The 13,077-nt window shown below is 71.1% G+C and carries 9 protein-coding genes; 3 read left to right on the forward strand and 6 right to left on the reverse strand.

Translation table 11 applies throughout. From position 1 onward, the window contains the following. The first annotated feature begins 199 nt into the window (after window positions 1-199). Window positions 200-970, forward strand: a complete 771-nt coding sequence (locus SL103_RS11190) for a 3-oxoacyl-ACP reductase family protein (RefSeq protein ID WP_069573616.1) — start codon at window positions 200-202, stop codon at window positions 968-970. Window positions 971-1,117: 147 nt separating this feature from the next. Here SL103_RS11190 and SL103_RS11195 read toward each other — a convergent pair whose 3' ends face one another. From SL103_RS11195 to SL103_RS11220, 6 genes are all read right to left on the reverse strand, one after another. Further along, window positions 1,118-1,789 carry a FadR/GntR family transcriptional regulator gene (locus tag SL103_RS11195; protein WP_069568714.1) on the reverse strand — a complete coding sequence of 224 codons (672 nt, stop codon included), beginning with the start codon at window positions 1,787-1,789 and terminating at the stop codon, window positions 1,118-1,120. Window positions 1,790-1,849: 60 nt separating this feature from the next. Continuing rightward, window positions 1,850-2,890, reverse strand: coding sequence for a hypothetical protein (locus SL103_RS11200; RefSeq protein ID WP_069568715.1), 1,041 nt, complete (start codon window positions 2,888-2,890; stop codon window positions 1,850-1,852). Between the two features lie 210 nt (window positions 2,891-3,100). After that, window positions 3,101-4,705, reverse strand: a complete 1,605-nt coding sequence (locus SL103_RS11205; RefSeq protein WP_069568716.1) for a glycerol-3-phosphate dehydrogenase/oxidase — start codon at window positions 4,703-4,705, stop codon at window positions 3,101-3,103. A gap of 13 nt (window positions 4,706-4,718) precedes the next feature. Further along, window positions 4,719-6,260 carry a glycerol kinase GlpK gene (gene glpK / locus SL103_RS11210; protein ID WP_069568717.1) on the reverse strand — a complete coding sequence of 514 codons (1,542 nt, stop codon included), beginning with the start codon at window positions 6,258-6,260 and terminating at the stop codon, window positions 4,719-4,721. A gap of 46 nt (window positions 6,261-6,306) precedes the next feature. Beyond that, window positions 6,307-7,095, reverse strand: coding sequence for an MIP/aquaporin family protein (locus SL103_RS11215; protein WP_069568718.1), 789 nt, complete (start codon window positions 7,093-7,095; stop codon window positions 6,307-6,309). A 227-nt stretch (window positions 7,096-7,322) separates the two neighbouring features. Further along, window positions 7,323-8,087, reverse strand: a complete 765-nt coding sequence (locus SL103_RS11220; protein ID WP_069568719.1) for an IclR family transcriptional regulator — start codon at window positions 8,085-8,087, stop codon at window positions 7,323-7,325. Between the two features lie 262 nt (window positions 8,088-8,349). On the opposite strand from SL103_RS11220, the gene metH reads away from it, so the two are divergent. Together metH and SL103_RS11230 are read left to right on the forward strand one after the other, a co-directional pair. Beyond that, window positions 8,350-11,859, forward strand: coding sequence for a methionine synthase (metH, locus tag SL103_RS11225; RefSeq protein ID WP_069568720.1), 3,510 nt, complete (start codon window positions 8,350-8,352; stop codon window positions 11,857-11,859). Window positions 11,860-12,043: 184 nt separating this feature from the next. Further along, entirely contained in the window at window positions 12,044-12,757 is a 714-nt protein-coding gene (locus tag SL103_RS11230; protein WP_069568721.1) for an HAD family hydrolase, read from the forward strand. Window positions 12,758-13,077 lie beyond the last annotated feature (320 nt).

Below are 13,077 nucleotides of genomic sequence, written 5' to 3' on the forward strand. Positions count from 1 at the left end.
TCCTCCGGGCCGCCCCGGGTCCGCCGGAGGGAGCGCAACGGCCGCCGCGGGCCGCCGGGTTCCCGTCCGGATTCCGCCAGCTCCGGGGCCCGCCGCGGCCGAGGATCGAGTCGTACCGCGGGCGGCCGCGGTGCTCGTCCCCAGCGGACGACCGACCGAGGTGAAGGTGACGACGATGACCGCGACGGTGATGGCCCCGATGACGGCGGCGGTGCGGGGTGAGGGCGGCGACCGGCCGCTGGCCGGCAAGGTGGCGCTGGTGACCGGCGGCAGCCGGGGGATCGGTGCGGCGATCGCGCTGCGGCTGGCCGCCGACGGCGCGGCGGTGGCGCTGACCTACCGGAGCCGCGCGGAGGCGGCCGAGCAGGTCGTCAAGGAGATCGAGGGGGCCGGCGGGAGCGCCTGGGCGGTACCGGCCGACAGCGGTGACGCGGAGGCGGTGTGGTCGTCGGTGGCGGGTGCCGTGGACCGGTTCGGGCGGCTGGACATCCTGGTCAACAACGCGGGCGTCGGTGTGCTCGGCCCGTTCGAGCAGCTCTCCCTGGAGGACATCGACCGGGTGCTGCGGACCAATGTGCGGGCGCCGTTCCTGGCGGCGCAGGCCGCGGCCGCCCATCTGACGGAGGGCGGGCGGATCATCTCCATCGGCAGCTGCATGGCCGAGCGGGTCGCCTTCCCCGGCGGCAGCCTCTACGCCACCAGCAAGGCCGCGCTCTCCGGTCTGACCCGGACCCTCGCCAGGGAGCTGGGCCCGCGCGGCATCACCGCCAATCTCGTGACGCCGGGCCCCATCGACACCGACATGAACCCGGCGGACGGCGAGAGCGCGCCGCTGCAGGCCGGGCTGACCGCCCTGGGGGCGTACGGCCGGGCCGCGGACGTCGCGGCGACCGTGGCCCATCTGGCGGGTGAGGGCGGCCGCTACATCACCGGCGCGTCCCTCGCGGTCGACGGCGGCTTCGCCATCTGACACGGCCGCCGTACGCGGTCCGGCGCGGTTGGGGGGCGGTCGGCCGCGGTCGTACCCGGCGGGCGTGCGGCCGGGGCCGGGTGCCCGGTGCCGCGTGCGGAGCCGGGGCCCCGCGCCGCACCGGGAACCCGGCCCCGCGCCGGCCGGTCACAGCGAGGAGCGCAGCCACTGCTCCACGCTGGCGATGTGCACCGTCGCCCAGGCCCGTGCCGCCTCCGCGTCGCGGTCGCGCAGCGCGCCGAGGATCGCCCGGTGCTCGGTGAGGGTGCGCCGGACCGCGTCCTTCTGTGTCAGTCCGCGCCAGATCCGGGCCCGGGTCGTCGGGCCGGACAGCCCGTCCAGCAGCGAGCAGAGCACGGAGTTGCCCGATGCCGCGACGATGCCGCGGTGGAACTCCAGATCGCCGGCGACCAGGTCCTCCACCGACGGGTCCGGGCCCAGCGCGTCCAACTGGGCTTCCAGTGCGTCCAGTTCGCCGGGGCCGATCCGGCCGGCCGCCATCGCCGTGGCGGCCGGCTCCAGGATGCGGCGGACGGCGAGGAACTCCAGCACCGTGTCGTCGCGGTGGAAGTCCACCACGAAGCTCATGGCCTCCAGCAGGAGTTGCGGGTCCAGGCTGGTGACGTAGGTGCCGTCGCCCTGGCGCACGTCCAGGATGCGGATGAGGGAGAGCGCGCGCACCGCCTCGCGCAGCGAGTTGCGGGACAGGCCGAGGTCGGCCGCCAGCTCGCTCTCCTTGGGCAGCCGGTCGCCCGGCCGCAGCGCACCGGAGACGATCATGCCTTTGATCTTCTCGATGGCCTCGTCGGTGACCGCCATGCCGACCTCCCCGCTCCCGACTCGCCCGGACACCCCACAGACATCCGATGTCTGGGGCCATTATGTCCTGCCGGGCCGCCCCCAACCGCTCCGGTACGCCGCCCAGTCCTCCTCGGTGGCGGTGAAATCCACATACAGCGCCATACCGAACCGCGCGCGGCCCGGGTCCTGACGGGTCAGCCCCAGCCGTATGCCCCGCACCGCGGCCCGCACGGTCTCCGCCGAGGCGTGGTGGCCCATGTCGTCGGTGTGGAAGAAGGGCAGCCCCATCAGCAGATCGGTGTGCCGGCCGGTCGCCTCCAGCGCCAGCCGGGTCTGCTGCGCCACATACCCGCCGTAAAGGCTCTCGGCCGGCAGCCCGGTGTCGTACGACATCAGCGCGATCTGGTCGACCCGCCGCGCCACCTGCCCGAAGAACCGCTGGGAGAGCCACTTGCGGTGGCCGGTCAGCGCACCGCTGACCCGGTGCAGCCCGGGCAGCGGGTCGATCTGGTGGACCGCCACGGACAGCACGCCGCCCCGCCGGTGCACCGCGGGCCCGAGCCGGTCCAGCAGCCGGAGGTAGTCGGGGTTGTCGGAGTGCAGCGGCTCGATGTCCAGATGGACCCCGGCGAAACCGTCCGCCAGCACCTGACGGGCACTCGCCACGATCGCCGCGCGGGCCGAGGCGTCCGCCAGCCGCAGCCCGCCCCGCTCGCCCGGCCCGTACACCAGCCGGTCGCCCAGCCAGGCGTGCACCCGCACCGACGGCAGCTCGCGGTGCACCGCGGCGATCAGCCAATGCGCCCGCGGGTAGGCGGTGCGGGCCGGCGGCAGGGTCCCGTCGTGTTCCAACGGCCCGGCGTGGACGTACAGATCGCGGATGCCGGTGCCCTCGAGGCGGCGGCGCAGCGCCGCCACATCGGCGTCGTCCCGCCGTCCGTCCACCCAGGCGTGCCCCAGCCAGAAGGCGTCCCGCCCCCGGGTCGTGGTCTGCGGTGCGGCCGCGCCCGCGTACTGGGCGCGCAGCGCCGTCCCCGCCACCGTCACCGGCAGTACGACGAGCACGGCGACCACCCAGGCCGCCCACTTCCCCGCACGCCGCAGGCGTCGCCGAGCCATCACAGTCCCCCCGTTGCCGATCCCCCCACGGCACATCCCCCGTCGGGATGCCGCGGTGACCATGATGGCAGCTGCCACTGACAGTCACCGTCGTACCCTGCGCGCGCCCGGCCCCGGTATGCGCTCCGGCCTGCGGATACGACGACGGGACGGCCCCCCGTGGGCCGTCCCATCGTCACTCGGCGTGCTGCCGGCCGCCCTGGCGGGCCGTCAGTCCTCCAGCATGCCCTTGACCCTGGCCCGGACGTCCTCCGTGTCCAGACCGCGGATCGTCAGGGTCGTACGGCGGCGCAGCACGTCGTCGACCGTCTCGGCCCACTCGTTGTCGCGGGCGTAGACGACCTGCGCCCAGATCTCCGGCGCGTCGGGGTGGATGCGCTCGGCCAGCGCCGGGTCCTCGTTCGCCAGCCGGGCGATGTCGAAGGACAGCGAGCCGTAGTGGGTGGCGAGGTGACGGGCGGTCTCCGGGGCCATCCGCGGGCCGGGCGTGCCGCCGTCGACGAGCAGCCGGTGCGCGACCGCGTTGGGGTTGGCGATACCGGGCAGCGGGAGCTTCTTCGGCAGGTGCGCGATCGGCTCCATGTCGTCGGCCAGCGGGTGGCCGGGCAGCGCGGCGAGCTTGTTCATGACCGTACGGCCGATGTGGCGGAAGGTCGTCCACTTGCCGCCGGCCACCGACAGCATGCCGCCGCTGCCCTCGGTCACCACCGTCTCGCGCTTGGCCTTGGAGGTGTCGCCGGGGCCGCCGGGCAGCACCCGCAGACCCGCGAAGGAGTACGTGATCAGATCGCGCGACAGCTGCTGGTCGCGGACCGAGAAGGCGGCCTCGTCCAGGATCTGGGCGGTGTCCTTCTCGGTGACCGCGACGTCCGCCGGGTCGCCCTCGTACTCCTCGTCGGTGGTGCCCAGCAGGAGCATGTCCTCCCAGGGGAGGGCGAAGGTGATGCGGTACTTGTCGATCGGGGTGGCCAGCGCCGCCTTCCAGGGGGAGGTGCGCTTGAGGACCAGGTGCGCGCCCTTCGACAGGCGGATGGAGGGGGCCGCGTTCGGGTCCTCCATCTTGCGCAGGTGGTCGACCCACGGGCCGGTGGCGTTGAGCACCAGGCGGGCGTTGACGCCGAACTCCTGGCCGTCGGTGCGGTCCTTGAGCTCCGCGCCGGTGACCCGGCCCTGGGTGAAGCGCAGTCCGGTGACCTCGGCGTGGTTGAGGACCGTGGCGCCGGCCGCGACCGCGGCACGGACGGTCATCAGGGCCATCCGGGAGTCGTTCATCTGGTCGTCGCCGTAGACGGCCACGGCCTTGAGGTTCTCCGTCCGCAGCTCGGGCACGTCGCGCTGCGCCTTGGCCGGGGATATGACGTGGCCGACGCCGTCACCGAACGCGGAGAGCGCGGAGTAGGCGAAGACGCCCGCGCCGAGCTTGGCCGCGCCGTGCGGGCCGCCCTTGTAGACCGGCAGGTAGAAGGTCAGGGGGTTGGCGAGGTGCGGTGCCACCTCACGGGAGACCGCACGCCGCTCGAAGTGGTTCTCCGCGACCAGCTTGACCGCGCCGGTCTGCAGGTAGCGCAGACCGCCGTGCAGCAGCTTGGAGGAGGCGGAGGAGGTGGCGCCGGCGAAGTCGCCGGCGTCCACCAGGGCCACCCGCAGCCCGGCCTGCGCGGCGTGCCAGGCAGTGGAGATGCCCAGGATGCCGCCACCGATCACCAGGAGGTCGTACGTTGCCTTGGAAAGCTGCTCCCGGGTCTCGGCGCGGCTCGCGTGCGAACCGTGGGCCGGGTGCGTCCCGAGTGCCGGGGCGCTCTGCAGGGTGCTCATGATGTGCTCCTCGTCAGCTCTCGTCGTCGAGCCAGCCCATGGTCCGCTCGACGGCCTTGAGCCAGTTCTTGTATTCGCGGTCACGGGTGTCCGCGTCCATCCGGGGGGTCCATTCGGCGGCCCGGCGCCAGTTGGCGCGCAGCTCGTCGGTGCTGGACCAGAAGCCGACGGCCAGTCCGGCCGCGTAGGCAGCGCCGAGGCAGGTGGTCTCGGCGACCATGGGGCGCACCACGGGGGCGTCCAGGAAGTCCGAGATGGTCTGCATCAGCAGGTTGTTGGAGGTCATACCGCCGTCGACCTTGAGAGAGGTCAGTTCGACGCCGGAGTCCTTGGTCATGGCGTCGGTGATCTCGCGGGTCTGCCAGGCGGTGGCCTCGAGGACGGCGCGCGCGATGTGCGCCTTGGTGACGTAGCGGGTCAGGCCCGCGATGACGCCGCGCGCGTCCGAGCGCCAGTAGGGGGCGAACAGGCCGGAGAAGGCCGGGACGAAGTAGGCGCCGCCGTTGTCCTCGACCGTGCTGGCGAGGGTCTCGATCTCGGCCGCGCTGTTGATGAGCCCCATCTGGTCGCGCATCCACTGCACGAGCGAGCCGGTGACGGCGATGGAGCCTTCCAGGGCGTAGACCGGCTGCTCGTCGCCGATGCGGTAGCCGACGGTGGTCAGCAGCCCGTTGTAGGAGTTGACCGGCTCGTGGCCGGTGTTCATCAGCATGAAGGTGCCGGTGCCGTACGTGGACTTGGCCTCGCCCTGGTTGAAACAGGTCTGGCCGAAGAGCGCGGCCTGCTGGTCACCGAGCGCGGAGGCGACCGGGACACCGGCCAGCGCGCCGCCGGCGGCCTCGCCGTACACCTCGGCGGAGGACCTGATCTCCGGCAGCACGGCGGCCGGGATCTCCATCGAGGTGAGGATCTTCTGGTCCCACTGCAGGTTGTGCAGGTTCATCAGCATGGTGCGCGAGGCGTTGGTGACGTCGGTGACGTGGTGGCCGCCGTTGACGCCGCCGGTGAGGTTCCAGATGACCCAGGAGTCCATGGTGCCGAAGAGGATCTCGCCGCGCTCGGCGCGCTCGCGCAGGCCGTCGACGTTGTCGAGCAGCCAGCGGATCTTCGGGCCGGCGAAGTACGAGGCCAGCGGCAGACCGGTCTCGCGGCGGTAGCGGTCCTGGCCGACGTTGCGCCCGAGCTCCTTGCAGAGCGCGTCGGTGCGGGTGTCCTGCCAGACGATGGCGTTGTGGACCGGCTCACCGGTGTTCTTGTCCCACAGCACGGTGGTCTCGCGCTGGTTGGTGATGCCGATGGCCTTGACGTCGGCGGCGGTGATCCCGGCCTTCTCGACGGCGCTGTCGACGACCTGCTGGACGTTGGTCCAGATCTCGGCGGCGTCGTGCTCGACCCAGCCCGGCTTCGGGAAGATCTGCTCGTGTTCCTTCTGGTCGACCGAGACGATCCGGCCGTCCTTGTCGAAGACGATGCAGCGGCTGGACGTCGTCCCCTGGTCGATGGCGGCGATGAACGGGCCGTGCCCGTGGGAGGAAGTGGTGGGGGTCTCGCTCATGGTGTGCTCCAAGAAGTCTGTGCGGGCAGCGGGGCGGTCAGGCGGCTCAGGCGAACGCCACCTGGTAGAGGCCCCCGGCGATGGCACCGCCGATGAGCGGGCCGACGACCGGAATCCAGGCGTAGCCCCAGTCTGAACCGCCCTTGTTCGGCAGCGGCAGCAACGCGTGCACGATTCGCGGACCGAGGTCGCGGACCGGGTTGATGGCGTACCCGGTCGGCCCACCCAGCGACAGGCCGATGCCGGTGACGACCAGTGCGACCAGCAGCGTGCCGATCGTGCCGACGCCCTTGCCGTTGTCGCTCAGCCCGAGGGTGAGGATCGACAGCACGAGCACCACGGTGGCGATGATCTCGGTGGCGAGGTTCTGCACGGCATTGCGGATCTCCGGGCCGGTGGAGAAGATGCCCAGAACCGGGCCGGCCTTCGGCGCGGTGGCCTGGTCGACCAGGCCCTCATGGCTGGTGTGATCAGCCAGGACCTCGGGGTCGGTCAGATGCGCCCGGAACTGTCCGTAGTAGACGATCCACACGAGCACCGCGCCGATCATGGCGCCGAGCATCTCGCCGGCCAGGTAGACCGGCACCTGGCTCCACTCGATGGCGCCCTTGATGGCGAGACCTATGGTGACGGCCGGGTTGAGGTGTGCGCCGGACTTCGCGGCGATGTAGGCACCCGTGAGGACGGCGAAGCCCCACCCGAAGGCGATGGCCACCCATCCGGCGTTGAACGCCTTGGAGCGCTTGAATGTGACGGCGGCGCAGACGCCACCGCCGAGCAAGATCAGAACAGCGGTACCGATGGTCTCGCTGATGAAGATGTCGGAGCTGGACACCCGCGACTCCTTTGTCCTTCGTCCAGGGGAAGACGAACCCCGGGTCCCGTCCGGTGGTCCGTGCCCTCCGAGAGGGCCGTGATCGGTACCGGCACTGCCCCACCATAGCGAATATTGTCGTTAGGTGTTCGACAATGCCGACCGATGCACGGCAGTTTTGTTCACCGTAAGAACCCCGTCAAGGGTTGTTTGGCCAAAAACTTAGGTGAACTTAAGGGGCGAAAAGGTCAAAATCGCCCTGCGCCAAGATCACGGGACACTGCACGTGCGCAATCCCTCACAGCAGCGATGATTTCCGGCCGCAATTCGCCGTCGCGGCAGACCCGCTCCACCGCTCCCGTGACGCCCACCGCGCCCACCGGCATCCGCCGCCGGTCGTGGATCGGCGCGGCCACCGAGGCCACGCCCTCCCAGGTCTCCTCCACGTCCGCCGCCCAGCCGCGCGCCCGGGCCAGGTCCAGCAGGCCCTCGACGTCCCCGAGGCCGGTCACCGTGCGCGGGGTGAACGCCTCCCGCTCCGCCTCGGCCACCTCGCTGTGCGCCACCGGGTCGTACGCCGACAGCACCTTGCCCAGTGCCGAGCTGTGCAGCGGGTGCATCGCGCCCACCTCCAGCACCTGCCGGCTGTCGTCCGGCCGGAAGACGTGGTGCACGATCAGCACGCCCTGCTGGTGCAGCACGCCCAGATAGACCGCCTCGCCGCTGGAGCGCGCCAGGTCGTCGGTCCACACCAGGGCCCGGGCCCGCAACTCGTGCACGTCCAGGTAGCTGTTGCCCAGCCGCAGCAGCTCCGCGCCCAGCTGGTAGCGGCCCGAGGCGGCGTCCTGCTCCACGAAGCCCTCCTGCTGGAGGGTGCGCAGGATGCCGTGCGCGGTGCCCTTGGCCAGTCCCAGGGAGGAGGAGATGTCGGAGAGCCCCAGCCGCCGCTCCCCTCCTGCGAGCAGCCGCAGCATCGCGGCGGCGCGCTCCAGCGACTGGATGGTGCGTGCCATCGGGCAACCTCCGAAATAAGCGGTTCGACAATGCTGAACGATATCGGTCCATGTCGACTGGAGTCAGCGAGTCGGACGTTCTGGGTGAGCGAAGGGAGTCTGCCAACGATCACGAGTGGTGGACGACAGGGGGGTGTGGTGGGGTGCTGTCCACGGCGTGAAACGGGGAACACGTGTACCGGACCGGCAGCTACGCTGGCCGGGTGCGCCTCCGTAGGCGGGGGCGCAAAGCCGACAGCCGTCGCAACCAGGGAGCACCTCCATGGCCTCGAACACGCCATCGTCCATCAGCCCGTCCCGCGTCGAATCCCTCAGGGAGGCACTGGCCTCCCGCGTCGTCGTCGCCGACGGAGCGATGGGCACCATGCTGCAGGCCCAGGACCCGACCATGGAGGACTTCCAGCAGCTGGAGGGCTGCAACGAGATCCTCAACGTCACCCGGCCCGACATCGTCCGCTCCGTGCACGAGGAGTACTTCGCGGTCGGCGTCGACTGCGTCGAGACGAACACCTTCGGCGCGAACTTCGCCGCACTGGCGGAGTACGACATCCCCGGGCGGGTCTTCGAGCTGTCGGAGGCCGGCGCCCGGATCGCCCGTGAGGTCGCCGACGAGTTCACCGCCTCCACCGGACAGCAGCGCTACGTGCTCGGCTCCATGGGCCCCGGCACCAAGCTGCCCACCCTGGGCCACGCCCCCTATGTCACGCTGCGTGACGCCTACCAGCAGAACGCCGAGGGCATGATCGCCGGCGGCGCCGACGCGCTGCTGGTGGAGACCACCCAGGACCTGCTGCAGACCAAGGCCGCGGTCCTCGGCGCCCGCCGGGCCCTGAAGGCCACCGGCACCGACCTCCCGGTGATCTGCTCGGTCACCGTCGAGACCACCGGCACCATGCTGCTCGGTTCCGAGATCGGCGCCGCGCTCACGGCCCTGGAGCCGCTGGGCATCGACATGATCGGCCTGAACTGCGCCACCGGCCCGGCCGAGATGAGCGAGCACCTGCGCTACCTCGCCCGCAACTCCCGCATCCCGCTGTCCTGCATGCCGAACGCGGGCCTGCCGGTGCTGGGCAAGGACGGCGCGCACTACCCCCTGACCGCCGGCGAGCTGGCCGACGCGCAGGAGACCTTCGTCGCCGAGTACGGCCTCTCGCTGGTCGGCGGCTGCTGCGGTACGACGCCGGAGCACCTGCGCCAGGTCGTCGAGCGGGTCCGCGGCACCGTCCCGACCGAGCGCAGCCCCCGCCCCGAGCCGGGCGCCGCCTCGCTCTACCAGACCGTGCCGTTCCGCCAGGACACCTCCTACCTGGCCATCGGCGAGCGGACCAACGCCAACGGCTCGAAGAAGTTCCGCGAGGCGATGCTGGAGGGCCGCTGGGACGACTGCGTGGAGATGGCCCGCGACCAGATCCGCGAGGGCGCCCACATGCTCGACCTGTGCGTCGACTACGTCGGCCGGGACGGCGTCACCGACATGGAGGAGCTGGCGGGCCGCTTCGCCACCGCCTCCACCCTGCCCATCGTCCTGGACTCCACCGAACTCGACGTGATCCGGGCCGGCCTGGAGAAGCTCGGCGGCCGGGCCGTCATCAACTCCGTCAACTACGAGGACGGCGACGGCCCCGAGTCCCGCTTCGCCAAGGTCACCGCGCTGGCGGCCGAGCACGGCGCCGCGCTGATCGCGCTGACCATCGACGAGGAGGGCCAGGCCCGCTCCGTCGAGCACAAGGTGGCGGTGGCCGAGCGGCTGATCGCCGACCTGACCGGCAACTGGGGCATCCACGAGTCGGACATCCTCATCGACTGTCTGACCTTCACCATCTGCACCGGCCAGGAGGAGTCCCGCAAGGACGGCGTCAACACGATCGAGGCCATCCGGGAGCTGAAGAAGCGTCACCCCGACGTCCAGACCACCCTCGGCCTGTCGAACATCTCCTTCGGGCTCAACCCGGCCGCCCGCATCGTCCTCAACTCCGTCTTCCTGGACGAGTGCGTCAAGGCCGGCCTGGACTCGGCCATCGTGCACGCCTCGAAGATCCTGCCGATCGCCCGGCTGGAGGAGGAAGAGGTCAAGGCCGCCCTCGACCTCATCCACGACCGGCGCAGCGAGGGCTACGACCCGCTGCAGAAGCTGATGGAGCTGTTCGAGGGCGCCACCGCCAAGTCGCTGAAGGCCGGCCGGGCCGAGGAGCTGCTCGCGCTGCCGCTGGAGGAGCGGCTCAGGCGGCGGATCATCGACGGTGAGAAGAACGGCCTGGAGGCCGACCTCGACGAGGCCCTCCAGGAGCGCCCCGCCCTCGACATCGTCAACGACACCCTCCTGGAGGGCATGAAGGTCGTCGGCGAGCTGTTCGGATCCGGCCAGATGCAGCTGCCGTTCGTGCTCCAGTCCGCCGAGGTGATGAAGAGCGCGGTGGCCTACCTGGAGCCGCACATGGAGAAGTCCGACGACGAGGGCAAGGGCACGATCGTGCTGGCCACCGTCCGCGGCGACGTCCACGACATCGGCAAGAACCTCGTCGACATCATCCTGTCCAACAACGGCTACAACGTCGTCAACCTCGGCATCAAGCAGCCGGTCTCGGCGATTCTCGAAGCCGCCGAGGAGCACCGCGCCGACGTCATCGGCATGTCCGGCCTCCTGGTCAAGTCCACGGTGATCATGAAGGAGAACCTGGAGGAGCTCAACCAGCGCAAGATGGCCACCGACTTCCCGGTGATCCTGGGCGGCGCGGCCCTCACCCGTGCCTACGTCGAGCAGGACCTGCACGAGATCTACGAGGGCGAGGTCCGCTACGCCCGCGACGCCTTCGAGGGCCTGCGCCTGATGGACGCGCTGATCGCCGTCAAGCGCGGGGTGCCCGGCGCCACCCTCCCCGAGCTCAAGCAGCGCCGGGTGCCCAAGCGGGACACCGCGGTGCCGGAGGTCGAGGAGCCCGAGGGCGCGGTGCGCTCGGACGTCGCGACCGACAACCCGGTGCCCGCCCCGCCGTTCTGGGGCACCCGGGTCGTCAAGGGCATCCAGCTCGCGGACTACGCGTCCTGGCTGGACGAGGGCGCGCTGTTCAAGGGCCAGTGGGGCCTCAAGCAGGCGCGCACCGGCGAGGGCCCGACGTACGAGGAGCTGGTGGAGACCGAGGGCCGCCCCCGGCTGCGCGGCTGGCTCGACAAGCTCCAGACCGAGAACCTCCTGGAAGCAGCCGTGGTGTACGGCTACTTCCCCTGCGTGTCCAAGGGCGAGGACCTGATCCTGCTGCACGAGGACGGCACCGAGCGCACCCGCTTCACCTTCCCGCGGCAGCGCCGCGGCCGGCGGCTGTGCCTGGCGGACTACTTCCGCCCGGAGGAGTCCGGCGAGCGGGACGTGGTCGGCCTCCAGGTCGTCACCGTCGGCTCCCGGATCGGCGAGGCCACCGCCGAGCTCTTCGAGGCCAACTCCTACCGCGACTACCTCGAACTGCACGGTCTGTCCGTGCAGTTGGCCGAGGCGCTGGCCGAGTACTGGCACGCCCGGGTCCGCGCGGAGCTGGGCTTCGGCGGCGAGGACCCCGACGACGTCGAGGACATGTTCGCGCTCAAGTACCGCGGCGCGCGCTTCTCGCTGGGCTACGGCGCCTGCCCCGACCTGGAGGACCGCGCCAAGATCGCCGACCTGCTCCAGCCGGAGCGGATCGGTGTCCAGCTCTCCGAGGAGTTCCAGCTGCACCCGGAGCAGTCCACCGACGCCATCGTCATCCACCACCCGGAGGCGAAGTACTTCAACGCGCGGTAACCCGCCGTAAGCACGTCAGGGCCGTACGGAACCCGTTCCGTACGGCCCTGACCTGCGCCACCGCGCTTTTCACCGCGCACCGTCGTACACTGGTCGGTCCGGTAGTGGCCGGTCGTGTCCCCCAGCCGGGGAGTACGACCGGCCCTTTCGTCCCTTCGGGGACAGTCGCAGTGGAGGTGGATGGATGACCAGCAGCATCCCCGCGATCGGCACCCGAACGGCCGACGGCGCGACCCTCCAGGCGGTCTTCCTCGACCTCGACGGCACGCTCGTCGACACCGAGGGGTTCTGGTGGGAGGCCGAGGCCGAGGTCTTCGCCGGCCTCGGGCACGTCCTGGACGACGCGCACCGCGAGGTGGTGGTCGGCGGCCCGATGTCCCGCAGCGCCAACTACCTGATCCAGGTCACCGGCGTGGACATCAGCCTGCCCGAGCTCAGCGTGCTGCTCAACGCCGCCTTCCTGGCCCGCATCCGGCGCGGCGTCCCGCTGATGCCGGGTGCCCGCAAGCTGCTGGCCGAGCTGGCCGCCCACGAGGTGCCCACCGCCCTGGTCTCCGCCTCGCACCGCGCCATCGTCGACCAGATGCTGCACTCGCTCGGCCCGGAGCACTTCCGGCTCACGCTGGCCGGCGACGACCTGGTGCGCACCAAGCCGCACCCCGACCCGTACCTGACCGCCGCGGCGCGCCTGGGGGCGGCCCCGGAGCGCTGCGCCGTCGTCGAGGACACCCTGACCGGGGTGACGGCGGGCGAGGCGGCCGGCTGCCCGGTCGTCGCGGTGCCCTCGGTGACGCCGATCCCGCCGGCGGTGGGCCGTACGGTCGTCCGCTCGCTGGAAGAAGTGGATCTCCCATTTCTCCGGTCGCTCATCACGGAAAGCCGCGGCGACGTGCACTGAGCGTATCGCGGGGAAAGCCGACGAAACTGTGCGGAACGGGCCGCTCATTTTCCGTGACGAATGCGCTGACTGAATAGTCGCACCGCCGCGGGCCTCCAAATGCGTGACGTTTCTCACGTGCCGGGGCGTCGACAGCGGACCCAACAGGTGTTCCGGAGGCTGTCTTCGGGGGTTTCTACGGGGGTAAGTGTCCGGATTGGTGGAGCAACGCGCGAATCGTTCCGCCGTCCGGATATCGATCACGCCGCCGTGGCTATCCAGTACCCATATCGCTGCAACTCCTTTGTGTCCCAGCGCGGCTGGCCGTTCCTACTAATGTC

The organism is Streptomyces lydicus (assembly GCF_001729485.1).
GTDB classification, from domain to species: domain Bacteria; phylum Actinomycetota; class Actinomycetes; order Streptomycetales; family Streptomycetaceae; genus Streptomyces; species Streptomyces lydicus_D.

Excerpts from the sequence above, each read along its gene's own strand:
- SL103_RS11195 (WP_069568714.1), bottom strand. The coding sequence starts at position 1,789 with ATGGCGGTCACCGACGAGGCCATCGAGAAGATCAAAGGCATGATCGTC.
- SL103_RS11200 (WP_069568715.1), bottom strand. The coding sequence starts at position 2,890 with ATGGCTCGGCGACGCCTGCGGCGTGCGGGGAAGTGGGCGGCCTGGGTG.
- SL103_RS11190 (WP_069573616.1), top strand. The coding sequence starts at position 200 with ATGACGGCGGCGGTGCGGGGTGAGGGCGGCGACCGGCCGCTGGCCGGC.
- metH (WP_069568720.1), top strand. The coding sequence starts at position 8,350 with ATGGCCTCGAACACGCCATCGTCCATCAGCCCGTCCCGCGTCGAATCC.
- SL103_RS11230 (WP_069568721.1), top strand. The coding sequence starts at position 12,044 with ATGACCAGCAGCATCCCCGCGATCGGCACCCGAACGGCCGACGGCGCG.
- SL103_RS11205 (WP_069568716.1), bottom strand. The coding sequence starts at position 4,705 with ATGAGCACCCTGCAGAGCGCCCCGGCACTCGGGACGCACCCGGCCCAC.
- glpK (WP_069568717.1), bottom strand. The coding sequence starts at position 6,260 with ATGAGCGAGACCCCCACCACTTCCTCCCACGGGCACGGCCCGTTCATC.
- SL103_RS11220 (WP_069568719.1), bottom strand. The coding sequence starts at position 8,087 with ATGGCACGCACCATCCAGTCGCTGGAGCGCGCCGCCGCGATGCTGCGG.